Genomic DNA, 26,467 nt, shown 5'->3' on the forward strand with positions numbered 1-26,467 from the left:
AAGCGAGTGCCTGGAGCGGAAATCAACAGTTATGGATCACAGAGCCATAAAAAAAGAAATTCAGTATTGCCAAGAAATTAAACTCCATCAGTTAAAAAGACACAAATTATTCTTCTTAAAATGACAATAATATGAAATGTGAAGTGAGTCACTCCTATTTTTTCCCTGCTTCTTTTAAGATAAAAGTAAGTTAACACATCCTTAATAACTGGGAGGAGGTATCTCAATATGAATAAAAATGAAATTTATAAACTGCTCGAAGAAGTGGAAGAACCAATGCTTGGAGTGGATATTGTGAACCTGGGTCTAGTATATGAGGTTTGTGTCAAGGACGATGATGATGTTGAAATCGTCATGACGACCCGGAATGAAGATTGCCTTCTGGCCGATTATATTGCGCTGTCCGCTCGGGAACATTTGGCTGAACGTATTGGCAATTATGATAAGATCGATATAAAGATGGTGTCTGCTCCAAAATGGACACAAGATCGAATGTCTAGATACGCGAAGTATATACTGGATTTGTAAAAGGGATTCTACAGACTAAAAAGTTGCCGCTTAGTAACTTTTTTAGTCTGTTTACGTATACATTAATGATAAAAAATGAAAAGCCAATTAGAGGAAATAAAGTAGAATTGTTTCCATACCCCAATATATTTTGACCTTCTAACGAATTGTCTTTTAGAATAAGAGTTGGGTTAGTATTGGAGGCATCATGATGATCTTAAAAAGAATAGCTGGCATCAGCATGTGGAAATTGAACAGGACATTAAAAAAATTAGCATTTGCCAGAATGGAACTAGAAAAGCAGATGCGAAAAGAATTGATTGTCGTACTGCTGGAGCCGAAAAAAGAAAAAGTGCTTACTACATCTGAAGAAAAGAATGAAATCGAACAAACGGTTATGTCACTTAATGGTTTTGAGACATTAAGACTGTGCCTGCTTGAAGATTGTAAACCAGTGTACAGGGAGAAGGTTACTCAGAACGGTGTTTCGAGGTGGCTGGAAATACCGGTTGAACCACTAATTACATACGAATTCCTGAATGAAGCGTCTAGAAATCATGAACAGCTGATCGGGTAGGGTGAAGCGAAAAGGAGCCAAATTGGCTCTTTTTTTATGGTCTTTTCGTAAAGATTTTTCATTTGCTATTTGAATTGATTACCTTGAAACCTTGCATTACCGGTGAAAAACTTTGTTAACAAAACGGTCCATTTGATGAAAAGAATATAGGCTCATTTTTTTTCGGGCGTTTAATTGCACAAATGTCTATGCCTGAATAGGATATAGGGACATAAAAAAAGGAGGTTGTTACGATGAGTGATTCACACGGATTTGGCAGCGGTTTCGCTTTGGTAGTTGTTTTGTTCATTCTCTTAATCATAATCGGAGCGTCTTGGGGTTTCGGTTGCTGCTAAAAATTGAATAATCCATTGCTTAAAGGAGGTCATACTATGTACGGTGGTTGCGGTTGCGGCTATGGAGGTTACGGCTATGGGGGAGCAGGCTATGGCAGCGGTTGTTTTGTGTTAATCGTTGTCCTGTTTATCCTTTTAATTATTGTTGGGTGTTCTTTCCATCATTAAGAAAAAAAACAGGGGAGTGCTTGGAATATCCAAGCACTTTTTTGCTGTTTGAATAGTTCAATGGATTTAAGTTAGTCATTAAGGATGATGGCAAAAAATAGCCAACCTGTTATATTAAAATAAAATAAAAAAATTCCGAAATTAGTGATTCTTTTTTTACGCTCATTCGTCTAACTGTTTGGAAAAAGGGGGGAGAAATTTGCGCGATCAATACAGTATTCTTTTCCAACAAGTTTACGAGGAGTACAGTGACAAGGTTTATGGTTATCTCCTATTGCTGACAGGAAAAAAAGAAGTAGCGGAGGATTTGACCCAGGAAACCTTTTTAAAAGTGTACAAGCACTTGGAACATTTCAATGGTGATTCACAAATGTTTACCTGGTTAGTGAAGATTGCCAGAAACGTCGCAATCGACTATTTAAGAAGGGTGAACAGGCTGCGTTTCTTTTCGCTGGACAAGTTTTCCATCCAGTCCACCCAGCCATCACCAATTGAAATCATCGTCAAAGGGGAAAAAACTTCTCTCTTGTACAAAGCAATTAAATCTTTGAAGCTAAGTTATCAAGAAGTATTGATTTTAAGGAAAATTAAAGAGTTTTCAATAAGGGAAACTGCTGTAATTCTTGGCTGGAGCGAGAATAAAGTAAAAATCACAACATCCAGGGCAATGGCTGCATTAAAAAAAGAGTTAAAGAGAAGAGGCGAATTAATTGAAGAGATCATTTGAACTTGAAGATAGCTTCAGGAGTCTTAATCATATACCAAGGTCTGAAATTCAAAAGCGTAAAACCTATAAAAATATATTGGAAACTGGAAGGCCGAAAAAGCATTCTCGGGAGTTTTTTAGGGGCTGGACCGGAACTCTCTTGACAATTACCATGCTGCTGGTCAGTTCAAGTTTCCTATATATCCAAATTATCAACCCGGTGAATAGCCAGCAATACTCTGTAAAACCAGTGGATCATTTTGCGGCAGGGAAGGTAGTAAGAACTTATTTGACAAAGTCTGATTCAGATCATTATTTTACCCTTCAAAGTAATCCGACCAGACCAGGAGTAACAATTTTAGATGACGAGATCTGGATGGGAAACATTAACGAGGCCCTTACTGGAATGACTGCTGTCCCAAAAGCGCCAAGCGGGAAAATTTTATATGATTTTTTGATTATTTTTGAAGGCAGGGAGCCAGCAGAATGTAAGCTCTGGATCAGTGAAAGAGAATTATATATTAAGGAACTCAAGGGTGAGCAGGTCTTTAAAGTCGATGCAGGACCAGCAGGCATGATTATAAAAACAGTGGAAGATATCGAAAAACGGGTTCGATTTTAGAACCTGTTTTTTATTTTGATTTAGCTTGTAAAAAAGTTCACTTAGCTGAAATTGGAGAATTATTTATGAGAAAACAATGGATGCTACACAAATTTTAAAAAAATTGGCGTGCTAAAGGTCATTATTGATTTATAGCAAATGTTGTTTGGAGCGGAAGATACTCTCGGCTACTTGAAAATGCTACCGCATTTCCTTTGTGCTTGGGTAATTTCAAGGAAGCTTTTCAAAGTCCTGCGGGCTCACCGGCCTCCCGCGGAAAGCGAGTCCGTGGCGCGGAAATTAACAGTCTAATTTTACATAGCCAAAAAATTAAATGTTTATCAATGTTTATGAACGGGTATTAGTTAGCTTGTATTTAATATATCAACTTGAATATACAGGGGGAGAATCATGAAGAGGGGTCTGGCATTAATTCTTGTATCATTTTTATTAATTGGTCTGCTTGCAGGATGTTCAGGAGAACAAAAAGCAGAGGCTGAAAAAACGAAGGATGGGAAGGTCATCGTCAATTTCTGGACATTCTGGGGTTCAGAGACACGTAGGCCAATCATTGAAAAAATCATCGATGATTACAACCAATCCCAAGATAAGGTCTTTGTCAAACATACATTCCTGCCATGGGGAGATATTTGGACAAAAAACCTTGCATCAGTAGCAGCTGGAAACCCTGCTGACGTCATCATCAACGACATTAACACTGTTGCCCAGCGTGCTGAAAACAAACAGGTAGAGGATTTAAGCAAATATGTCGATGATTCATTCAAACAGCAATTTTATCCGCATTTATGGGAAACAGTTGAATATAAGGGCAAACCTTATGCTGTTCCTTTCAATACAGATACACGACTGCTTTTCTATAACAAGAAAGCATTCAAGGAAGCGGGATTAGATCCAAACAAGCCGCCGGCTACTTGGGAAGAGCTAGAAGAATATGCGGAAAAATTAGATGTGAAAAAAGGCGATAATTACGAACGCATCGGTTTTTATCCATTATGGGGCAGTGCAGGAGCTTCTAGCTGGATGACTAACGCTGATAACGGTAAAGGATTTATTGATAATGGTGAATTGGCAATTAACACGCCAAAGAAAGTTGAAGCACTTGAATGGATTCTTGGCTGGAAAGAGCGTCTGGGAGAGAATACAGTTCAAGCTTTCCAGGCAGAGTTCGGCAGTGAGCAGGCAAATCCGTTTATCGCTGAAAAAGTTGCGATGTGGGTTGATGTAGGAACCTTCTATACACAGCTAAGAGATTATGGACAGAACGTTGAATTCGGAGTCGCTCCTATACCTGCTTACAAGGAAGGTACTGGAAACTGGGCAGAAGGCGGCGGTTTCGTTGCGGAAATTCCTAAAGGGGCAAAACATCCGAAGGAAGCAATGGATTTCATTAAATATTTGACTGGTGCAGACGCTCAAAAGTACTGGGCTGTTAAAAACTATGACAATGTTGCTAACAAAGAAGCTGCGGAAGCAACTGTCTCCGAACTGAAGGGCTCGGACAAAACAGTCTATGAAGCTACTGTTAAGAATCTAGAACAAACAAAAATGTTCCCGGTACCAGTTGAGTATCCTGATTATCATAGCCGAATCAACCCGCAGATCGATAATGCGCTTTTAGGTAAAATTTCTCCTGAAAAAGCATTGGAGAAAGCGGAAAAAGATGTTAAAAAGATGAAGAAATAAATGAATAAGAAAAGAGAAGGCGATGCCCTTCTCTTTTTAATAAAAACTTTTGTTTTCGAAATCATGTATATTTTCTGATAATTAGTATTTTAGGGGGGTTAGGAAGGTATGAAGTCTTCTGATACAACACTGCCACATACAGAAGCTGGTGGGAAAGTTCTGTATGAACCTAAAGCAAAAGAGACAGTGGCTAAAAAGAAAGGCCTTAGCAGACAGGCAAAAGACAATCTTGCCGGCTATTTATTTATTTCTCCCTGGATCATTGGTTTTATTGGTTTGACATTGGGGCCGTTATTATTCAGTTTAGCTGCAAGTTTTACAGATTATAATATTACTTCAAAAATGAATTTTATCGGATTTGAAAATTTCAAACGCATGTTTACAATGGACGATCTTTTCCGCACTTCTCTTTATAATACTCTTTATTATGTGATTTTTTCCGTTCCATTGACGACTGCAGGAGCTATTTTACTTGGTGTTCTTTTAAACCAGAAGGTAAAAGGCATGAAGTTTTTCCGGACAATCTATTACCTTCCAGCAGTGTTATCCGGAGTAGCAGTTTACTTCCTTTGGATGCAGCTGCTAAGCCCTTCAACTGGTTTAGTAAATACGATGCTGGGATGGTTTGGAATTGATGGGCCGGCATGGTTGTTTGATCCGGAATGGACAAAGCCCGCATTGTTATTGATGAAAATGTGGAGTGTTGGTGGAGGGATGCTTTTATATCTTGCGAGTTTGCAGGGGGTTTCGCCACAGATGTATGAAGCGGCGGATATTGAAGGTGCTACTTCCTGGCAGAAGTTCTTCCATATTACCCTGCCAATGATTTCGCCAATCATCTTTTTTGATGTCATCACGAGTACGATTGGGTCGTTTCAGATTTTCCAGGAAGCTTATGTCATGACTGAAAATGGAAGCGGCGGACCTGGGAACTCACTCTTATTCTATAACTTGCATATGTGGAACAACGCTTTTGAAGTCTTTAACATGGGCTATGCATCTGCGATGGCATGGCTGCTGTTCATTATTGTAATGATTCTAACCGTAGTAAATATGAAACTAGGAAAACGCTGGGTACATTACGAAGGGGGAGATGGAAAATGAGTGCGGCGACAGCACCTAGATTCTACGAAACAAAGAAGTTTAAAGAGAATATGAAGCACACATTTGTCACGCTGCTGCTCATTGCCGGAAGCACACTGATTTTAATGCCTTTATGGTGGATGATTTCTACTTCACTTAAATCTCCCGCCGAAATCGCCCAGTATCCGCCGACTTTCCTTCCAAAAGAATTTAATTTTAGCAATTATATTGAAGCGTGGCAGACTGCTCCATTCACTCGCTGGGCAATGAACACGTTATTCATAGCCGCAATCGGGACGATAGGCAGCGTGTTTGTAAACTCACTTGTCGCATATGCTTTTGCAAAGATCAGGTTTAAAGGGAGAAATACACTTTTTGTCATTGTTCTTTCAACGATGCTGATCCCAGGTTTCGTGACAATGGTTCCACAATATATTCTCTTTTCAAAACTTGGTTGGGTGAATACGTATTTGCCTCTGATTGTTCCGGCTTTCCTTGGCAGTGCCTTCTTCATCTTCCTTCTTCGCCAGTTCATGATGGGGATTCCCAATGAGTTAATCGAGGCTGCCGTACTTGATGGAGCCGGCCATTTGCAAATCTGGTGGCATATTATGCTTCCGTTAACTAAACCGGCACTTATTACCGTTGCGATTTTTTCATTTAACGGCGCATGGAATGACTTGCTTGGGCCATTGCTTTATATTAACGATGAAAGTATGTATACACTGCAAATCGGACTTCAAACCTTTAAAGGTACTGTCCAGACACAATGGCATTATTTGATGGCAATGTCGGTAACGGTCCTGCTGCCAGTGGTGCTATTATTCTTCTTTTTCCAAAGGTACTTTATTGAAGGCTCTAATCTTGCATCAGGTACAAAAGGTTAGTAAATAAAGGATGCTGCACTTTGAACTGTGCAGCATCCTTTTTATTTTCGTTTGGAACTATCCATTTTAGGACTAAGAGGCAGAGCCCGAAAACGTGATTAACATCCATCAAGAAAGTTAACTACAAACATTAATTGGAAACTGGACATGTAGTCAGCCAAATGCCTGAAACGCAAACTCTATATCCGTCATAATAAGCATAACTTGTGCAACGCCAGCATAAGTAGCCATCTGGATTCGCAACACCTTCTTGCTGGATTGTTTCTACTGTGTTGGTGTTCGTGTTTTTAACCTTTGAAAGTGAGTCTTTCTGTGAAGGAGAGGCAATTACAGATCCAGAGAAAATTAGCAGCAGGACAAATGTCATTATCATTAACTTTTGCATTTTTTCCTTCCCCCTTTTTTTAGGCTCTGTTAAAGTTTTCTGTTGATTTCCTCTCCAGGCACTCGCTTTCCGCGGGGCGTCAGGTGAGCCATCAACTTTGTAAAAAATTTACTATTACTTTAAAGTACGGATTTAATATGAATTTTAGAATAGGACAAATTCATTATTATTCTCTAGGGCAATGTAGTACAAAAGGGGGGAAGGGAATTTTCCCAATAAAAAATACGCCCAGATTATCCGGACGTAATCGTCTTACAAGCTATGCTGAGGAATATCTTTGTCGTCTATCACATTCTCCACGTTATTATTTTCCTTCCAAATTTTAAATTTTTCCAAGTCGGCTGTGATTTGTTTTAAGACAAAGCCGATGACTGCCGCATCATCAACAATCCCCAATCCTACCAAAAAATCGGGCATCAAATCGATTGGTGAGACGAAATAGATGATGGAGGCTATGATTGTAACAATTGAAGCGGTAGGAATTTTTCTATATTCACCTTTACGCCATGCGCTGACTAATTCAAAAAGGAGTTGCAGGTTGTCCCATATTTCTGTAAGGGAACCCTTTTTATCATCAGCTTTTTTAGTTGCATCCTTTATGAGAACATCCGTCTTTTCTGGGCGTTTTACGTATTCTTTCGCTTTTTTTTCAAACTTTTTATATCCTTCTTCTATTCTTTTTGTGCCAAGCATGATTAACACCCTTCCTGCGCGTGCTAAAAGTTAATACTACTATTTTTACCCTTATTTATTCTTTATCAAAACATCGGCAGTACTAAGAAAATTTTCCAACCAGTAAATGAAATGGACTAAAAAGGATGATGATTGTTTTATTCCGCTAATTAAGGGAATTTTATATGATGATTTAAAATGGTTGACGAATCTTGTATATACAAGTAAAATGAAAACGTAATCAAAACCATGTATATACAAGTTTTCTGTAATGCATTATTTTTTAGAAATTAAATGAAAACGGTAACAGGAGGAGAGAAATATGAATCGTCAAGCAGTTGAGCAGATTGTTGAAGCTGTGGGCGGCAAAGAAAATATTGCTGCTGCAACACATTGTGTTACTAGGCTGCGTTTTGCCTTAAAGGACGAAGGCAAGGTAGATAAAGATAAACTCGAAAACATCGATCTTGTAAAAGGTTCATTCTCAGCTAATGGTCAATATCAGGTTGTAATCGGCCAGGGACTGGTAGACAAAGTATATAACGAAATGGTTGAAATCACTGGCATTGGTACAGCGACAAAACAGGAAATTAAAGATGCTGCCGAACAAAATTTAAATCCATTGCAGAGAGCGATAAAAACGCTGGCAGATATTTTCATTCCGATTTTGCCAGCAATCGTCACAGCCGGTTTGTTAATGGGAATCAATAATATTCTTACAGGTAAGGATATCTTTTTTGAAGGCAAGGCACTCATTGATGTTTATACAAACTGGGCAGACTTTGCAAGCATCATTAATCTGATTGCGAACACTGCATTCGTTTTCTTGCCAGGATTGATCGGCTGGAGTGCCGTCAATAAATTTGGCGGAAACCCGCTTCTCGGTATTGTGCTCGGTTTAATGCTTGTTCACCCCGATTTATTGAATGCTTGGGGGTACGGCGCAGCTCAGCAGGAAGGCAAGATTCCTACATGGAATTTATTTGGATTAACAGTTGAAAAAGTAGGCTATCAAGGCCAGGTATTGCCTGTATTGCTTGCTTCTTATGTACTTGCAAAAATGGAGATATTCCTGAAAAAAAGCATCCCTGATGCATTCCAGCTGTTGACAGTTGCTCCGATCTCGTTATTGGTAACAGGTTTCCTTTCTTTCATCGTAATTGGACCGATTACATTTATGATTGGCAATGGCATTACTGATGCAGTAGTAGGCATTTTTGACGCCGTTCCAGCAATTGGCGGATTAATCTACGGAGGACTTTACGCACCACTCGTCATCACTGGAATGCACCATACGTTCCTTGCAGTTGATTTACAATTGATCGGTACGATTGGCGGTACATTCTTATGGCCAATGGTAGCACTTTCTAATATTGCACAGGGTTCTGCTGCTTTTGCGATGATGTTTGCAGACAAAAACAATGAAAAACTTAAAGGCTTATCCTTAACATCAGCTATTTCTGCATGGCTTGGAATTACTGAACCAGCGATGTTTGGGGTGAACCTGCGATATAAATATCCATTTATTGCTGCGATTATAGGTTCAGCAATCGCTGGAATTGTGATTACACTTCGCGGTGTTCAGGCACCATCCATTGGTGTTGGCGGTTTGCCTGCATTCTTGTCCATTTTCACAGAATTTTGGGGAGTGTTCTTCATCGGTATGGGAATCGCACTTGTTGTTCCATTCGTGCTGACATTCATAATGGCAAAGGCGAAACAGAAAAAAGAAGCTTAATAGCAACCAGAGTTAATCCTGACGGAGGTGGATTTTATCAATGACTGAACCATGGTGGAAAAAGGCTGTAGTCTATCAAATCTATCCAAAAAGTTTTTATGACACAACCGGTAATGGAACAGGCGACCTTCAGGGAATCATCGCCAAGCTTGATTATCTTAAAGAACTAGGTGTAGATGTAATATGGCTGACGCCAATTTATGATTCCCCGCAGCGAGATAACGGTTACGATATTAGAGACTATTATAAAATCTATGAAAAATACGGCACTATGGAAGACTTCGTCCAGCTGCTGGAAGAAGCGCATCAGCGCGGCATCAAACTAATTATGGATATCGTGGTGAATCACTCATCAACAGAGCATGAGTGGTTCCAGGATGCCCGTAAGTCAAAGGATAGCCCTTACAGGGATTTTTATGTGTGGAAGGATCCAAAAGAAGATGGAAGCGCACCGACCAACTGGGAATCCAAGTTTGGCGGGAATGCGTGGGAGTATGACGAGGCAACAGGTCAATACTACCTTCACCTTTTTGATGTGACCCAGGCAGATCTGAACTGGGAGAATGAACAGCTTCGCAATGATGTGTACGAGATGATGCACTACTGGTTTAAAAAGGGTGTTGATGGATTCAGGCTTGATGTTATTAACCTAATTTCCAAAGAACAGGACTTCCCGGATGATGACGGGTCAGTGCCACCGGGGGACGGGCGTAAATTTTACACGGACGGGCCTAAGATCCATCAGTATTTGCAGGAGATGAATCGCGAGGTCTTCTCGAAGTATGACAGCATGACTGTTGGCGAAATGTCTTCAACTACAATCGAGAACTGTATTAAATATTCGAATCCGGATAGTAATGAATTAAGCATGACCTTCAACTTCCATCATTTAAAGGTAGATTATTTGAATGGGGACAAATGGACGCTTGCTGATTTTGACTTCCTCGCCTTGAAACGGATTTTATCGTTATGGCAGTCCGAAATGCATAAAGGGGGAGGCTGGAATGCATTATTCTGGTGCAACCACGACCAGCCCCGGATTGTTTCCCGGTACGGGAATGATGGCGAGTACCATCGTCAATCTGCCAAAATGCTGGCAACTGCTGTCCATTTGATGCAGGGGACACCTTATATATACCAGGGCGAAGAAATTGGGATGACGAATCCTTACTACGAAAAAATTGAGGACTATCGCGATGTCGAGTCTTTGAATATGTATAATATCAAGCTCGCAGAAGGTATGCCAGAGGAAGAAATTTTGAAAGTCCTGCAAAGCAAGTCACGTGACAACTCAAGGACACCTGTCCAATGGAATGCTGAAGCACATGCAGGTTTTACAAAAGGCACTCCATGGATCAATGTGGCAAAGAATTACAAGACGATAAATGTCGAAAATGCTCTTGCTGACAAAGATTCAGTTTTTTATCATTACAAAAAACTGATCAAGCTTAGAAAGCAATACGACATTATCACGTATGGCGATTACGAGCTGATTCTTGAAGATCATCCAAATCTCTTTGCGTATATCAGGAACAGCGAGAATGAAAAGCTGCTCGTTGTTAACAATTTTTACGGAAAAGAAACAGTGTTTGAGCTTCCTGATGATGTGAAGCGGGAGGGCTATGAAGTGGAGCTTCTGCTATCGAACTATGATGATTCTGGTGAGGATGTTTCACGGATTGAACTTCGTCCTTATGAATCAGTTGTTTACCATTTAACTAAATAATTCAGGTGGAGGCCCAGTGCCTCCACTATTTTTTTAATCCTGCCGCGAATTTTCCACAAGGTGGAAAAAGTAGTGATTATCTGTAATTTCGTAGCGATTCCTATACAAAATGTAGTGATTCTTATAATAATCGTAGCGATTCCTTACGAAAGCGTAGTGATTATTGCTGAATTCGTAGTGAATGTATAAATCGAATTCTAAAAATCTCATTTTCCCAGTATGCTATTACATGTTTGAGGCCTGTTTAGGAGTGGAAAAAACAAATATGCCAATCCTATACGAAATGAGGTCTGAGATATGTTACAAATTCAATCTAATATAGAAGGAAAAGAGCTAACTGTAGCAGAGTTGAAGCAAAAATTGGAGCCAATTGGCTTTACGATTAACGGAAACTGGGAGTATGACCATGCGTATATCGATTATAAAATGAATGATGACCATGGTGACCAGCAATACGTCAGAATTCCTTTCAAGACCACCGGAGGTCCATTGGACGATGATGACACCCTCGTCCAGCTTGGGACACCTTTTTTGCTGGATCATCAATTTGAAACAGAGGTGGATGACGAAGGGAACATAGGTGCTCTCACGGGTTCCTTTAATCAGTTTAAGGAGCCTGCCGATAAGAATGCCCCTTTCCCTGAAGAATATGTAGAACAAGGAAAGTCATTAGTCAGCAAGGCAGAGAAGGCACTTACAGCATTATAAAGAATCAATACTTATAAAGGCAGCTATCCAAGCCATTGGAGGCTGCTTTTCTGTTTCCCCTGGACAGCATCACTAAACAGCGTTTGCTCCTGCACCTAGAAATATTAAAAAATGCTATACTTGTTATCAAAGTTTGAAATCGGAGCGTGAATTTGGCAATGGAACAGAAATTGTATTACAAAGATTCTTATCTTAAAAGTTTTACGGCTGAACTAATCAAACAAAGAAATGATGAATCTGGTCGTTTATATGCTGTATTATCGCAAACAGCCTTTTATCCGACAGGTGGCGGACAGCCGTTTGATACTGGCAGCATAAATGGAGTAGAGGTTATTGATGTTGAGGAAGTCGAAGGGGAAATACGCCATTACCTGGCTGAACCGTTAGTTGACTGTGGAAATGTAGAAGGCCTCATTGATTGGGAGCGGCGTTTTGATCATATGCAGCAGCACTCTGGCCAGCATATTTTATCAGCAGCTTTTGAGGAATTATTTCAATATAAAACAGTCAGCTTCCACCTTGGCAAAGAAACACTGACGATTGACTTGGAAACGGACAATCTTTCAAGTGAAGAAGCGGCTGCTGTCGAAAAGCTGGCGAACAAGGTTATCCTTGAAAACCGTCCGATTGTCACTAAATGGGTCAATAATGATGAATTGAAACAATATCAACTTAGAAAAGAACTTTCTGTGTCAGAGAATATCAGGCTCGTCATCATCCCGGATTTTGATTATAATGGCTGCGGCGGGACGCATCCAAGCAGTACTGGCCAGGTAGTCTCATTGAAAATTTTAGGATGGGAAAGGCAAAAGAAAAAAGTCCGTGTTGAGTTCGTTTGCGGAACTCGTGTGCTCCAGCACCTTGAGAAGAAGCACACCATCCTCCAGCAGCTTACATCCTTATTGAATGCTCCTGAGCAAGAGATGGCAGGAGCTGTACAGAGAATGCTTGAAAACCGGAAAGAACTCGAGAAGACAGTTGAAGAATCGAAGGACAGACTTTTAACATATGAAGTTTCAGCATTAATCGAGCGGAGCAGCCAGGATTTGATCAGCAGGGTGTTTCAAAACAGGAGTGTTCAGGAGCTTCAAAAGCTGGCAAGATTGCTTGTATCGAAGGCAGATACTAAAACATTCCTTCTTATAGCTGAAAATCAAGACAAGCTTCAATTTGTATTTGCCCGGGGCATGTCGGCTCAAGGTAATATGAAGGAACTGGCAGGGAAGGCATTGGCAATGATAAACGGAAAAGGCGGAGGAAATGACTCTTTTGCCCAGGGCGGTGGTGACAAGCTGATCCCAGGTGAGCAGTTAATGAAACAGATTAAAGAAATTATCCATGCTTAAGGCACTATTTTATAAAACTGTTTATGATGAACAAATAAGAATTTTAAGGATGAAAGGTGTAGTTCATTAGAAGTGATTTTTCATTATTTAATGTAATATTTAAAGATTCTGAAGGAAAAATGATTAAAAAAAAGACTTTCAACCTATTTTTTACAGTTAGATTGGATATGGATGAAAGTTTTACCATTTAAAAATAGGTTTAACTCCCTCATAATGGAATTCAACCAGAGAAATAGGGGGAATCAGAATGTATGAAATTGAAAAAGGATCTATTGAAGAAGCCATTATGATCCTGCAAAATCTGGGTTTGAAAATGAATGAATTTGAGAAAACGAATTCGATGATTTCAGTGGAGAAATACAAAGAATTGTTGGAGTTTACAATCGCCATTGCCACAAAGACAAGCGAAATTACTGACACTATTGATGAGATGATGGAAGATATCCAAGCCAATATGTAAATATAAATTTAAGGAGCAGCCCTCATGATTCGGGCTGCTCTTTTATTCTTTCAGCATATAGTTTAATTGTTTTGTGTGCGATCAATGTATTCAAATAAAAAAGATTGTCCATTGCGATAGAATCGCGGGTCATAGATGCCCAATTTTTCATTATCATCGACAATGACGACAAAGGGTGACCATTCATAGAGGGTGCGTGCTTCTGGTTTTTCCTTAAATAAGTTATTCAGATTGGCATTCTCAGCGGATGTAAGTTCATATTGAAGTTTTTTATCAGAGAAAAGATTATCCTGGAAAATCGCTACTTTGCTGTCGTTTTTAGTGATAACGTTATAAGTCCATGGAATGAATCCAGCGGAAAGGGCAATTTGATCATATTTGTTTTCGTATTGATTGTAGATGATCCAGCCCTGGACACTTTGGACAATCAGGTGCAGGACAATGAAAGCCCATGCGAATTTAAAATAATAAGAGCTTTTCATTTTATTAATCCTGGAAGCGACAAACGCTGTACCGATTATAACCCAGAAAACAAAATCGATGATTGGAATGGTACCGAATGATATTCTAATGCTGGAAAATGGCTCTAGATATCCTGTTCCCCAGGCATTGAATAAATCACTCGTGTCGTGGATCAATACTGCCAACCATCCAAGGGAAAATAATTTTAGATCTTTCACTTTAAATAGAAGGAAAGATAGTAAAATAAACAATGCAGCCCATAATGGTGTCAGGAACAAGGAATGAGTAATGCCTCGGTGCCACATCTGGTAGAGGCCTTCGCTATCCCAAAATCTTGAAATCACATCGATATCGGGAATCTGGCTGGCACCGACCGCTGTCAGCAGGTAAGCTCGTTTTTGGGATTTTCCCATATGTCTTTTATCAAGGGAGCCATATAGGGCTAAACCGAATAATGTATGAGTAATTGAATCCATGGTTCACCTCCTCGAACTTATATTATAAGGCTTTTGGAAATATTTTAAAAAGTATTGATATGCAATTGCAGGATTGCAAACTTAACGCCAGAAAGATAAGATTAACTTTATGAGGAATTTTGCCTTTAAATAGAAAGGAAACATAAAATCATGAAAAAATTAAAAGACGAAGTATTATCGCGCAGAACATTTGCGATTATTTCCCACCCGGATGCGGGAAAAACAACGCTAACTGAGAAGCTCCTCCTCTTCGGCGGCGCCATCAGGGACGCAGGTACAGTAAAAGCGAAGAAAACCGGAAAATTCGCTACGAGTGACTGGATGGAAATCGAGAAGCAGCGTGGAATATCCGTAACCTCCAGTGTCATGCAATTTGATTACGATGGTTTCAAGGTGAATATTCTTGATACTCCTGGTCACCAGGATTTTTCGGAGGATACTTACAGGACATTGACAGCGGTGGATAGTGCCGTGATGATCATAGACTCTGCAAAAGGTATAGAGGATCAGACCCTGAAACTGTTTAAAGTTTGCCGCATGAGAGGCATTCCGATTTTTACCTTTATCAACAAGCTTGACCGCCAGGGTAAAATGCCGCTTGAACTTCTTGCTGAACTGGAAGAGGTTCTTGGGATTGAATCATACCCGATGAACTGGCCAATCGGCATGGGAAAAGAATTCCTGGGCATTTACGACCGTTTCAATAACAGGATTGAGCAATTCCGCGTAGAAGAAGACGACCGTTTTCTTTCATTGAATGACAATGGTGAAATCGATGCTGAGCATAAGCTCAAGCAATCTTCATTGTATGAGCAAACTCTTGAAGAGATCATGCTATTAGACGAAGCAGGAAACGAGTTTTCTGCAGAGCGAATCGCTGCAGGAAACTTGACTCCGGTATTCTTTGGAAGTGCGCTGACCAATTTTGGTGTTCAGACTTTCCTTGATTCCTATCTTCAGTTTGCACCGACGCCTCAGCCAAGAACTTCGACTGCAGGCGAAGTTGATCCTCTTTCAGAAGAGTTTTCTGGTTTCATCTTTAAAATCCAGGCAAACATGAACCCCGCTCACCGTGACCGGATTGCTTTCCTGCGCATTTGTTCAGGGAAATTCGAGCGTGGGATGACAGTGCAATTAAGCAGGACTGGAAAGCCGATGAAACTTGCACAGTCTACACAGTTTATGGCTGATGACCGCAGCACTGTTGAGGAAGCTGTTGCCGGCGATATTATTGGTTTATATGATCCAGGCACATACCAGATCGGCGATACAATCGTCTCTGGCAAGGAAGCATTCCAGTACGAAAAGCTTCCGCAATTTACACCTGAACTTTTTGTCCGTGTAACTGCTAAGAACGTCATGAAGCAAAAGCACTTCCATAAAGGAATCCAGCAGCTTGTACAGGAAGGCGCAATCCAGCTCTTCAAAACAGTGAAGACAGATGAATATCTGCTCGGTGCAGTCGGCCAGCTTCAGTTCGAAGTGTTCGAGGCAAGGATGCGCAATGAGTATAATGTAGAAGTATTGATGGAGAGACAGGGCTCCAAAATTGCTCGCTGGATCGAGGGTGATCAAGTAAACGAAAACCTCTCAAGCTCCCGAAGCCTGCTTGTTACCGATCGTTTTGATAAAAAAGCATTCTTGTTTGAAAATGACTTTGCATTAAGATGGTTCCAGGAAAAGAATCCAGAAGTAAAACTTTATAATCCAATGGATGCATAAATGTGATGTGAGCCGTCTTTTGAAGAAAGCCTGCTAAGACTGTAGACAAACTCGATGAAAATCGAACTTGTCTGCAGTTTTTTTATTTTGACTGGATCGAAAACAGGGTTCAATAAATTATCGGTATCTTTATCGACAAACTGAGCTGGCTTTTTCTAATGGCTAAGCCTTTAATAATAAGTTTGTACATACCATTTAAGAAAAACATACGAAAGAACCTTTTAAAAAAGGTTCGATTTTCCTATATTGGTGGTGTTATTGTTATAATTAAATAGGACTAGATAATTAAGGCTGGAGGTTCACTATGATTAATGAGTGCGTACAATGCGGATTGCATTTTCATTTATACGATACAGGTTATCTGTTTGTCCGGAGTGAAAAAAATCTTCCTAAATTCAGTAGATTTAATGAAGGCTGGTTAGCAAAAAACTATCATTCGGTTGAGGAATTGGAAAGAATGCTTAAGGAGGCGTGCGAGCTTTTTCAGGAAAAGGAGGTCGAGGCGGGAATTTCTGAAAAGAATGAAATTCCTAAAATGAATATCAGTCTCACTTCTTTGTATAGTCGTGTACGGGAACGTGACACGGTTGAAATGATCAATCATGGAAGTCTTGTAAGTTACCTGCAGCCCATCGTCAATCTCAAGAATGACGGCCAGGTTTATGGCTATGAATCTTTGTTGAGGACGGAATCACCGGAACAGATACCTCCTGGAAAACTTTTCGGAACTGCTCATGAAACTGGTCTGCTTTCCTTGCTGGATAAGCGGGCGCGGGAAGCTGCAATCAAGGCGAAAAAAGAAAAAGTACCAGCAGGAATAAAAAGCTTCATTAACTTTCTTCCATCAACAATATATAATCCCGAATATTGTCTGCAGCATACTTTCAGACTCGTGGAAAAATATCAAATCAATCCCGATGATCTTGTATTTGAAGTAGTCGAATCAGAAAAAATCGAAGATATCCAGCACTTAAAGAACGTCTTGAATACATATAAAAGGCAAGGTATGAAGGTAGCCCTCGATGATGTTGGAACAGGTTTTTCCACCCTTGAAGTCCTCGAGATGCTTAACCCTGATTATGTAAAAATTGATCGTCAGTATATTCATAATTGCGACAAGGTGGCTGAGAATCAGGAGTTTTTAACGAGAGTCATGGAATTGGCAAATAAACTTGATATTACTGTACTGGCAGAAGGGATTGAAAGGAAAGAAGAAATGGAGTACTGCCAAAAGATTGGCATCGATCTTGCACAGGGATTTTATATTGGGAAGCCTAGCTTAAATACATCTTACGTAGCAGCAGGTTTAAGGTAATCATAAAAGCCTTTTTTAAGAAGGAGCGAAACGAGTGTGAACGTACGAAAATCCGGCAAAATTGATCACGAGATTTAAGAATATGAATCATGAATGAAATCTGTCTTTTAAAAAAGGCAGATTTTTTCTTGACATTTTAATAGTAAAATACTATATTGATATTACACATCAACGCTTTTATGCATAAAAGCGTTTAAGTGAAAAAGTGATATAATATGGTGTTGACAGAAAAAAGTAGAATTGTCATGGGCAGCAGAAAGAGACTGGATGGTTGCTGGAAATCCAGGCAGTGGCAAATTTGAAATACAGCTGTCGATTGATGACACTATTAATGAAGTGGGCAGGCGTGTTTGTTTGCCAATTAGGGTGGTACCGCGGAGCTCCTTCGTCCCTAGACGAAAAGGAGCTATTTGTATTTCAGCTAATTGGAGGGAACAACATGTTAAATCACCAGCCTGCAATCTCGTTAAAAACATCAGAAGCTTTGGCAGTAATCCTGCTATTATTCTCAGGAATAAGTTATGGAATGATTAAGTTAGAGTTAGTTCCACACATCCCGATCATGTTCGCAATTGGAGCACTGATTGTTTACGGATTGATGAAGAAAATTAAAATGAAAGACCTCGAAAGCAGCATGATTGAAGGAGCTAAAGCAGGACTAGGGGCGGTCATGATTTTCTTTTTCATTGGCATGCTTGTGAGCAGCTGGATTGCGGCGGGGACAATTCCTACGTTAATTTACCTGGCCTTTGAGCTTGTTTCAGGAAAATGGTTTTATGCAATCGTTTTTCTTGTGGCCTCAATCGTTGGCTTAAGCATCGGCAGTTCCTTGACTACATCCGCTGTCATAGGGGTTGCCTTTATCACAGTAAGTGAAACGCTCGGTTTTTCATCCGCTATAACAGCCGGTGCTGTTGTATCAGGAGCTTTTCTAGGAGATAAGATGTCTCCGCTCTCAGATACAACAGTACTTGCGTCTTCCACACTAAATGTTGATTTATTCGATCATATTAAAAATATGGCATGGACTACTGTACCAGCATTCTTTATCTCATTACTTTTATATGCTGGGTTGTCCCCGGAGCTGGGGACAGCAGATTTCACTAAACTGAATAGTTTGCAAAAGGCACTTACCAACATGAATCTTGTTCATTGGTATTCTCTTGTTCCGTTATTCTTGATCGCGGTGCTTGCAGTTAAAAAAGTATCTTCTATATTGACGCTCGGAGCTGGAACCTTTTCGGCAATGGCAATCAGTCTGATTGTGGCGGAAAGGTCTGATTGGGGCACGCTTCCAGGCATTTTATACTCTGGATACAAATCACAGAGCGGTAACGAACAACTGGATTCGCTTTTGTCTCGCGGAGGGATTGAAAGCATGTTATTTTCCGTCTCGCTTGTATTTCTCGCCTTGAGTATGGGCGGCTTGTTGTTCAAGCTTGGCGTTCTGCCTGCTTTACTTCAGGGACTCACGGCCAGTCTGCAGAAAGTCCCTGTCCTGATTGGTTCAGCAGCATTGTCTGCTATAGGGATAAATTTTTTAATCGGCGAACAGTACCTCTCAATTTTGTTAACAGGAAACACTTTCGCAGGGCATTTTGAAAAAGCGGGACTACAGGCGAAAAACCTATCACGGGTTCTGGAGGATGCAGGAACAGTCATCAACCCACTCGTCCCATGGAGTGTGTGCGGAGTCTTTCTTAGCGGCGTGCTTGGTGTAAATACAATTGAGTATGTGCCGTTTGCGTTCTTCTGTTTGTTGTCTCCGGTTTTAACATTGGCCGCTGGCTTTACAGGCATGACGGTATCGAGAATGGAAAGGAAAGCGGTGGCTTAGGCTGCCGTTTTTTTGTGCAATTTTCGAGTGTTAGGATGAAAGGGAGAATCCGCAGGTAATAGGAAGAAAACAGGTTTGAAAGTCATTAAAAAATTTAAGGGCCAAAAAAATTACTAGGAGAAAGAAATTTGCGAAAAGCTGAAAGTCACTAACCGGTTTCCCGGGACTCGATGAAAGAAAATGAGAACTTCTGCGGAAGGGAGACGAATAAAGCACTATTTTCACTCAGATTTACTCATTCAGCGGCTAGTCGAAGTATGTAAATTGAATGTCTCAAAGTTTCATTAAAACATCAATTGATTTAAAATGAAGTGTACGGTTTCTTTCAAGCACTCTATTTTTAAAAATGGTCTCTACATACTACATAGATGACATTTGCAAGATCACAAAGGCTTCACTGTATTTAGGGTTGAATTAATTTGGTACGTCCTGTCAGTCAGCATGTTTTTACAGCCGAAAGGAGTTAATATATGAAAATCAGCAATTTTTCGATCAGAAGACCTGTTTTTACGATTGTAACCATGTTTTTGGTCCTGATACTCGGTATTGTATCAATGATGAGGATTCCACTAAAGCTGATTCCGGATATCAATCCGCCAGTAGGTGTGGTGGTAACAAATTATCAGGGAGCCAGTCCTGAGGAAATAGTTGAAAAGGTAACGAAGCCTTTGGAAGCCAACCTGGCTACTTTGCCAGGAATCAAGACGATGACTTCCACCTCCCAGGAAGGTGCCAACCTGATCCTGATGCAATTTTCCTGGACAACCAATATTGATGATATCCAGGACGAGGTCATTCAGAGACTGGATATGGCACAGCTTCCGGATGAAGCAGAAAAGCCGCGATTCCTAAAGTTCGATCCTTCGCAGTTTCCTATTATCCAATTGTCCTTAAGTTCGGATCAGGATGAACAATCATTAAGGGATTTGGCTGAAGAGCTCGAGCTTGAGTTGACCAAAGTGGAGGGAGTTGCAAGTGTCAATCTTTCGGGGACCTCTGTCCAGGAAGTAAGGGTCGAATTAGACCAGCAAAAATTAAAGAGATATAAATTAAGCCAGTCCGATATTGTTGACTTGATCAGGGCGAATGATGTCTCGATGCCGGGCGATACCATTTTAACGAATGGAAAAGAGCTGACGACCAGGGTCATTAGTACGCTTGATTCTGTAGACACACTTAAGAACCTGACTGTATTTTCAAATCCAGTGACAAAGCAAAAGGTTAAGCTCCAGGATGTCGGCAAAGTTGAATTACAAAAACAGGATGACCGTACAATTACGCGAACGAACCAGTCACCATCAGTCCTGTTAAGTGTACTCCAGCAATCTGACGCCAATACAGCGGAGGTTTCAAAGGCATTCCTCGATGAGCTGGACAAGTTACTTGAGCGAGACAAATATGAAGGAATTAAATCTGAGGTCCTTTTTGATCAAGGTGACTATATCAAAATGGCCATTGGGAATATCTCTAACTCCCTTATTGTCGGTGGGCTGCTGGCGATGGCGGTGCTGTTCTTTTTCCTGAGGAATGTGAAGAGTCCGTTGATCATCGGGATTGCGATTCCTTATTCTGTTATTTTCACATTCGTATTAATGTTCTTTGCGGATTTCACTTTGAATATCATGACACTTGGCGGACTTGCCCTAGGAATTGGCATGCTGGTCGATAATGCGATAGTCGTGATTGAAAATATTTATCGTCACCTTTCGATGGGTAAGGATCCAAAAACTGCTGCCCGTGATGGAGCGCAGGAAGTTGGAGGAGCGATTACGGCATCTACCCTTACGACGGTGGCGGTATTTTTACCTGTTGTTTTCATATCAGGAATTATCGGTGAGCTTTTCACTGAATTTGCGCTGACGATTTCATTCAGTCTGCTGGCATCTTTGATTGTGGCGTTGACTGTTGTGCCAATGCTTGCAAGCCGGCTTTTAAAGGCTCCTAAAAAGAACCTCGAGGCAAGAAGGCAGCGTTCAAGTTCGATGAAGAGTTTGGAAAAGTCCGTAAGATGGGCTCTCCGCCACAGATTCCTTGTCATTTTGATTACCCTGCTGATGCTTGCTGGAGGAGGGTATGGACTGACTACTGTCGGGACACAATTCATTCCTGCAACTGACGAAGGATTCTTCAGTATAAGGGTAAAATTAGAAAATGGTGCTGCGTTGTCGGAAACGGAAAAAGTACTCGCTTCACTTGAGGATGAATTAAAGGGTGAAGAAAACGTAGACGTATATGTCAGCTTGGTCGGTACTACACAAGAAGCTTCCTTTAGAGGGACGACGAATACAAATGTCGGAGAGTTATATGTGAAGATGGCTGACCTTGAACAGCGAAAAATTAGCACATTCAAGTTTGTCGATGATAAAAAGAAAGAACTGGAACAAGCTGCAAAAAAAGCGAACAGCACCGCTGACCTCAGTTTTAATTTACAGTCCACATCTGGTTCAGCGCCGAATACGCTCACATTCAGCGTCCGGGATACGAGTGAGAAACGACTGAATGAATCAGTGACAAAAATATACGATTCACTCAGAGATCTAGAAGATGTCAATGAACTATCAACGAGCCAAAATGAAAAAGTGGATGAGATTCAGGTAACAGTCGACAGGGAAAAGGCACTTGCCCAGGGGCTAGCTCCAGCGCAGATTGCCATGATCGTGAATGATGTGACCAGAGGGAGCATGGCAACACAAATGTCAGGTAATGACGGGGAAATCCTCGGGGTCTTTGTTGAGTATGATCGAGCTGTTACGCAAAATCTTGATAAGCTAAAACAATTGCTGATCAAGAAGCCGGATGGGAGCTATGTTGCGTTAGGACAGGTGACCAATATCAAAACTGGCAGCGGACCTGTTAAAATTCAAAGGATCAATCAGCAGGATGCCGTTGAATTTACGATGAAATATAAATCATCAACTAACCTTGGAGCGATCTCGAAAGAAGTAGACAAGAAAATTGATGAGCTTGATCTGCCTGATGAAACAGAAGTTGTATTCAGCGGGGACAGGGAGCTTCTTGAATCATCGATTGATGATTTAGTGCTAGCGTTCGTCCTTGCAATCATCTTAGTTTATCTCGTGATGGCGGCTCAATTTGAATCCTTGAAATATCCGTTTGTTATCATGTTCACTGTACCTTTAATGGTCATAGGAGTTGCAATAGCATTGACTGCGACACAAACTCCGATCAGTTTGACAGTGACTATAGGCATTATTGTTTTGGCAGGTATCGTCGTAAATAACGCAATCGTAATTGTCGATTATATCAACCAGAAGAAAGAACGAGGGTTGAATCCTCATGAAGCTATTGTTCTGTCTGTTAAAGACAGGGCAAGACCAATCCTGATGACTGCCTTAACGACGATATTAGGACTGGTCCCTCTTGCGCTTGGTATTGGAGAGGGTGCAGAAATCAATCAGCCAATGGGAATTACCGTGATTGGCGGCTTGATCAGCAGTACATTCCTGACGCTGTTTGTTATCCCGGTCATGTATAGCTTTTTTGATAAAGATACAAGAAGGATGAACAAAATGTATGCGACTCCTGATGGACATTTGGTGCCTGCATACTTGCTGAAGGAGCACACTGACACAGAATTCGAAAGAACTATCGAAGAAAAGACTACCCTTATCCAGCAAGGGAAATATTCAAAAGAAGAAATGGCTGGAATGCTTGAAGAACTACTTCAACTGGTAAAAGAGGATGGTGATTCAACAACTAACAGGGATTTAAGAAGACGTAGATAATATAGTCAATAGGTGTTTGGTAACTATGCTGCTTAGCATGGTTATCAGGCACCTATTATTTTTTAGGCATTTTATTTCTTTGTTGATTTTTATATTGTTGTCATTAGAGCCATCAAGGAGTTTTAAAACGATCCTGGTTGATACCAATAAGATTTATTAGAGCGATAAATAACCTGTAAAATGACTATTTGGTACAATTAGAATTTTCGTGAGAGCACAGGCAATAAACCTTAAATGGTTAACAAAATTCTGCCCGCACAAGCCTTAATTAATAAAATTCAGAATAATCAGCAAAAAATTTTGCCAAATACAAACGCTTACAGATAAAATAAAGCTAATTACATTAAGGAGGACATATATGGAGTACGGATATTTTTTTACAGGCTTTCCAGGATTTATCAGCAATCAACTGATAAGAGAGGTACTTCGGAAAAACAACGGGAATGGAAAGGTATATGTACTTGTCCTGCCATCCATGACTGAGAAAGCGGAGAACGAAAAGAAGTCTATAATAAGTGATTTCGCATTAGCTGAAGACCGTTTTGAAATTATTACGGGTGACATTACGAAGCTTGGATTGGAGATCGAACCGCAAAAAAATGCTTTTTTACAAGAGTCGGTGACTCATGTTTTCCATCTTGCTGCAATTTACGATCTGGCAGTGCCGAAGGATCTCGCGTTTCTGGTGAATGTAGAAGGCACACGAAATGTTAATGAATGGGTAAAAAACCTGAGGAATCTCCAGCGCTACACGTACTTCAGCACTGCATATGTAGCAGGCAAAAGGGAAGGAGTTTTATACGAAAATGAATTAATTAAGCCCGCTGAATTTAAGAATTTTTATGAAGAAACAAAATTTGAAGCTGAACTATTGGTTGCTGCACTAAAAGCAGAGGTACCTGTCACAGTCATTCGGCCGGGCATTGTAAAAGGGCATTCAAGGACGGGGGAAACGATCAAGTTCGATGGTCCTTATTTTATCATGAATTTTATCGACCGTTTAAGCTTCATGCCCTTCCTGCCGCGGCTTGGAAAAGGCGATACTGTTGTAAATCTTGTTCCGGTTGATTATATTATTGAAGCGACATCCTATTTAACGTTCAGTGAAAAAGGTGCAGGAAAGACCTACCATCTTACTGACCCAAAACCTTATAAAGTCTCGGAGTTATATGAAATGATGATGGCTGAATTGATGCAAAAATCCCCAAAAGGTTCGATTCCTTTAGGGTTGGCAAAAGCTGGTCTGAATTTGAGCGTTTTTAGAAGGTATCTCGGAGTAGAAAAAGAAGCGCTCGATTATTTTACATGGAGAGGGTATTTTGACTCAACGCAAGCCCAGAACGATTTAAAGGACTCAGGGATTAAATGCCCCGATTTTAAGGATGGCATCTCGGCAATGACATCATTCTATAAGCAAAATAAGCATGAACCCAGTTACCAGATAAAAATTATGTAGGCAGGTGAATGAACGTGCATTCAGTTGAACAAGTCCAAAAATTAACCGTCATTGCACCTGCGACAGGAAAGGTTATCGCTGAAATTGAGGAGACTCCGATTCATGAGGTCCCACTCTTTTATCAGCGGGGCAGAAATGCTTTTGCGGCGTGGAGCAGCATTTCGATTCCTGAACGCTTAAGATATTTTAGAAAGTTGAAACAACTGATGGTTGATGAGATGGACCAGATTGCTAGGACTATTTCCGAAGATACCGGGAAGGTGCTGACAGAGGCTATCGTTGCGGATATAATGCCAACACTTGATGCGATCGACCATATTATCAGGCATGCTGAAAAGGTGCTTAGCCGCCAAAAAGCAAAAACGCCTTTCTTATTGATTGGCAAAAAATCGTACATTGAGTACATGCCAAGAGGGATAGTACTGGTGATTTCACCATGGAATTATCCGCTCCAGCTGGCAATGGTACCAATGGTAAGCGCTTTGGCCGGCGGCAATACAGTGATTTTAAAGCCGTCAGAGGTCACTCCACTCGTAGGGAAATGCATTGAAGATCTATTTAATCGCTCAGGGTTTCCTGAAGGAACTGTCCAGGTGGCGCATGGCGGTAAAGAAGTAGGTGCAGCTTTTACCGAGGGAAAACCAGATTATATATTTTTCACTGGTTCGGTCCGTACTGGCAAAATCATTCAGCAGCAGGCAGCAAGGGATTTAATCCCGACCACACTGGAGCTAGGCGGAAAGGATCCGATGATTGTATTCAAGGATGCTAATCTTGAAAGAGCCGCAAAGGCTGCTGCCTGGGGAGCTTTTACAAACAGTGGGCAGGTCTGCATGAGTGCAGAGCGCCTCTATGTGGAACGATCTATTTCCGAAGAATTTCTTGAGTTGCTAAAATCAGAAGTCAGGAATTTGACGCAGGGTACTGATGAAAATGCAGATGTAGGTTCCATGACTTTCCCAGCGCAGAAGGATATCGTGAAGGGACAGCTGGAAGAAGCATTGGCAAGAGGAGCAAAGCTTGAAACTGGCCTCGAGCCTGTAAATTGGCAGGAAGGGATGTTCATTCCCTTGACTGTCGTAACACATGTTGAGCAAGATATGAAAATTATCCAGGAAGAATCGTTTGGTCCATTACTGCCTGTCGTTCTATTCGACACTGAAGAGGAGGCTGTCACTCTAGCCAATGGAACGGTTTTTGGTTTAAATGCAAGTGTTTGGACCAAAGATAAAGAAAAGGCGAGAAGAGTGGCATCCAAGCTGGTTTCCGGAGCAGTCGTCATCAATGATGTCATCATAACTGTTGCTAACCATGGTTTGCCATTTGGCGGAACAAAGGAAAGCGGTATTGGCCGGTATCATGCTGAAGGGGGGCTGCGGATATTTTGTCATGAAAAAGCGATTATGGAAGACCTCGGCTTAATGAATACCGAAATACAATGGTACCCATATAAAGGGAAATATCCTCTATTTCTTAACTTATTCAAAAACTATTTCGGAGAAAAAAGAAATTGGCTGTCATTTGCCAGGGACTATTTAGCCTTACTTAAAAGTAAATAACTTTACTGCCGTTCCTTTTGATAAAGGAATGGCTTTTTTTATGTATTAGTTAAATATATTTAACATTTTTTTGGAAAAATGATAATTGATGGCCTTATTTGGACACTCTAAAACCATCAGGAGAGTGTGCTGAACTTTATGAAATAAGGTGTATTGCAAATTGCTGTTTTACAGCTGAGCATATGATTGTTCAGTAGTTCGTTCATACCTTGGATTCAATCAGGGAGGAATATATGCAAAAACAAAAAGGTGCGAAAAGAGCTTAATAAAACGATTAAAGGATGAATCTAG

Annotated in this window: 23 protein-coding genes; 20 read left to right on the forward strand and 3 right to left on the reverse strand. The window is 40.6% G+C overall.

Annotation, left to right across the window (positions count from 1 at the left end):
- Window positions 1–228: 228 nt before the first annotated feature.
- The 9 genes from V7654_RS19300 (at window position 229) to V7654_RS19340 (ending at window position 6,568) form a co-directional block, all read left to right on the forward strand.
- The gene (locus V7654_RS19300) at window positions 229–528 is read left to right on the forward strand and encodes a metal-sulfur cluster assembly factor (protein WP_335432422.1); all 300 of its coding nucleotides are present in this window, start codon (window positions 229–231) and stop codon (window positions 526–528) included.
- A gap of 190 nt (window positions 529–718) precedes the next feature.
- On the forward strand, window positions 719–1,084 hold the full coding sequence (locus V7654_RS19305) for a hypothetical protein (protein ID WP_335432423.1): 366 nt from the start codon (window positions 719–721) through the stop codon (window positions 1,082–1,084).
- Window positions 1,085–1,317: 233 nt separating this feature from the next.
- Window positions 1,318–1,419: a YjcZ family sporulation protein gene (locus V7654_RS19310; RefSeq protein ID WP_335432424.1), complete on the forward strand. Its 102-nt coding sequence runs from the start codon at window positions 1,318–1,320 to the stop codon at window positions 1,417–1,419.
- Between the two features lie 36 nt (window positions 1,420–1,455).
- Complete coding sequence (locus V7654_RS19315; protein ID WP_335432425.1) at window positions 1,456–1,587, forward strand: YjcZ family sporulation protein; 132 nt, start codon at window positions 1,456–1,458, stop codon at window positions 1,585–1,587.
- Window positions 1,588–1,786: 199 nt separating this feature from the next.
- Window positions 1,787–2,314 carry an RNA polymerase sigma factor gene (locus V7654_RS19320; protein ID WP_335432426.1) on the forward strand — a complete coding sequence of 176 codons (528 nt, stop codon included), beginning with the start codon at window positions 1,787–1,789 and terminating at the stop codon, window positions 2,312–2,314.
- Window positions 2,298–2,915, forward strand: a complete 618-nt coding sequence (locus tag V7654_RS19325) for a hypothetical protein (RefSeq protein WP_335432427.1) — start codon at window positions 2,298–2,300, stop codon at window positions 2,913–2,915. The genes V7654_RS19320 and V7654_RS19325 overlap by 17 nt, the downstream gene beginning before the upstream one ends.
- A gap of 390 nt (window positions 2,916–3,305) precedes the next feature.
- A complete protein-coding gene (locus V7654_RS19330; RefSeq protein ID WP_335432428.1) occupies window positions 3,306–4,598 on the forward strand; it encodes an ABC transporter substrate-binding protein in 1,293 nt (430 codons plus the stop codon).
- A 108-nt stretch (window positions 4,599–4,706) separates the two neighbouring features.
- Window positions 4,707–5,702: a carbohydrate ABC transporter permease gene (locus V7654_RS19335; protein WP_335432429.1), complete on the forward strand. Its 996-nt coding sequence runs from the start codon at window positions 4,707–4,709 to the stop codon at window positions 5,700–5,702.
- Complete coding sequence (locus V7654_RS19340; protein ID WP_335432431.1) at window positions 5,699–6,568, forward strand: carbohydrate ABC transporter permease; 870 nt, start codon at window positions 5,699–5,701, stop codon at window positions 6,566–6,568. The genes V7654_RS19335 and V7654_RS19340 overlap by 4 nt, the downstream gene beginning before the upstream one ends.
- 130 nt (window positions 6,569–6,698) lie before the next feature.
- Here V7654_RS19340 and V7654_RS19345 read toward each other — a convergent pair whose 3' ends face one another.
- Together V7654_RS19345 and V7654_RS19350 are read right to left on the reverse strand one after the other, a co-directional pair.
- Window positions 6,699–6,953: a hypothetical protein gene (locus tag V7654_RS19345; RefSeq protein WP_335432432.1), complete on the reverse strand. Its 255-nt coding sequence runs from the start codon at window positions 6,951–6,953 to the stop codon at window positions 6,699–6,701.
- Between the two features lie 252 nt (window positions 6,954–7,205).
- A complete protein-coding gene (locus V7654_RS19350) occupies window positions 7,206–7,646 on the reverse strand; it encodes a YkvA family protein (protein ID WP_335432433.1) in 441 nt (146 codons plus the stop codon).
- 301 nt (window positions 7,647–7,947) lie between these two features.
- Between V7654_RS19350 and treP the strand changes: the two genes are divergently transcribed.
- The 5 genes from treP to V7654_RS19375 all read left to right on the forward strand — a co-directional run bounded on the left by treP (window position 7,948) and on the right by V7654_RS19375 (window position 13,603).
- The gene (gene treP, locus V7654_RS19355) at window positions 7,948–9,363 is read left to right on the forward strand and encodes a PTS system trehalose-specific EIIBC component (protein ID WP_335432434.1); all 1,416 of its coding nucleotides are present in this window, start codon (window positions 7,948–7,950) and stop codon (window positions 9,361–9,363) included.
- 40 nt (window positions 9,364–9,403) lie between these two features.
- Window positions 9,404–11,089, forward strand: coding sequence for an alpha,alpha-phosphotrehalase (gene treC / locus V7654_RS19360; protein WP_335432435.1), 1,686 nt, complete (start codon window positions 9,404–9,406; stop codon window positions 11,087–11,089).
- Window positions 11,090–11,386: 297 nt separating this feature from the next.
- Window positions 11,387–11,797, forward strand: coding sequence for a YugN family protein (locus V7654_RS19365; protein WP_335432436.1), 411 nt, complete (start codon window positions 11,387–11,389; stop codon window positions 11,795–11,797).
- Window positions 11,798–11,955: 158 nt separating this feature from the next.
- Entirely contained in the window at window positions 11,956–13,143 is a 1,188-nt protein-coding gene (locus V7654_RS19370) for an alanyl-tRNA editing protein (protein WP_335432437.1), read from the forward strand.
- 247 nt (window positions 13,144–13,390) lie between these two features.
- A complete protein-coding gene (locus tag V7654_RS19375) occupies window positions 13,391–13,603 on the forward strand; it encodes a hypothetical protein (protein ID WP_335432438.1) in 213 nt (70 codons plus the stop codon).
- Window positions 13,604–13,665: 62 nt separating this feature from the next.
- Here V7654_RS19375 and V7654_RS19380 read toward each other — a convergent pair whose 3' ends face one another.
- Complete coding sequence (locus V7654_RS19380; RefSeq protein ID WP_335432439.1) at window positions 13,666–14,541, reverse strand: metal-dependent hydrolase; 876 nt, start codon at window positions 14,539–14,541, stop codon at window positions 13,666–13,668.
- 150 nt (window positions 14,542–14,691) lie between these two features.
- Here V7654_RS19380 and V7654_RS19385 point away from each other — a divergent pair, with 150 nt between their 5' ends.
- The 6 genes from V7654_RS19385 to V7654_RS19410 all read left to right on the forward strand — a co-directional run bounded on the left by V7654_RS19385 (window position 14,692) and on the right by V7654_RS19410 (window position 26,176).
- Window positions 14,692–16,263 carry a peptide chain release factor 3 gene (locus V7654_RS19385; RefSeq protein WP_335432440.1) on the forward strand — a complete coding sequence of 524 codons (1,572 nt, stop codon included), beginning with the start codon at window positions 14,692–14,694 and terminating at the stop codon, window positions 16,261–16,263.
- Window positions 16,264–16,567: 304 nt separating this feature from the next.
- Entirely contained in the window at window positions 16,568–17,578 is a 1,011-nt protein-coding gene (locus tag V7654_RS19390; protein WP_335432441.1) for an EAL domain-containing protein, read from the forward strand.
- 439 nt (window positions 17,579–18,017) lie between these two features.
- The gene (nhaC, locus tag V7654_RS19395) at window positions 18,018–19,415 is read left to right on the forward strand and encodes a Na+/H+ antiporter NhaC (RefSeq protein WP_335432442.1); all 1,398 of its coding nucleotides are present in this window, start codon (window positions 18,018–18,020) and stop codon (window positions 19,413–19,415) included.
- 470 nt (window positions 19,416–19,885) lie between these two features.
- Complete coding sequence (locus V7654_RS19400) at window positions 19,886–23,161, forward strand: efflux RND transporter permease subunit (protein ID WP_335432443.1); 3,276 nt, start codon at window positions 19,886–19,888, stop codon at window positions 23,159–23,161.
- 358 nt (window positions 23,162–23,519) lie between these two features.
- Window positions 23,520–24,617 carry an SDR family oxidoreductase gene (locus V7654_RS19405; protein WP_335432444.1) on the forward strand — a complete coding sequence of 366 codons (1,098 nt, stop codon included), beginning with the start codon at window positions 23,520–23,522 and terminating at the stop codon, window positions 24,615–24,617.
- 14 nt (window positions 24,618–24,631) lie between these two features.
- Complete coding sequence (locus V7654_RS19410) at window positions 24,632–26,176, forward strand: aldehyde dehydrogenase family protein (RefSeq protein ID WP_335432446.1); 1,545 nt, start codon at window positions 24,632–24,634, stop codon at window positions 26,174–26,176.
- Window positions 26,177–26,467 lie beyond the last annotated feature (291 nt).

The sequence above is a fragment of the Bacillus sp. JJ1609 genome (assembly GCF_036967045.1).
In the GTDB taxonomy this organism is placed as follows: domain Bacteria; phylum Bacillota; class Bacilli; order Bacillales; family Cytobacillaceae; genus Mesobacillus.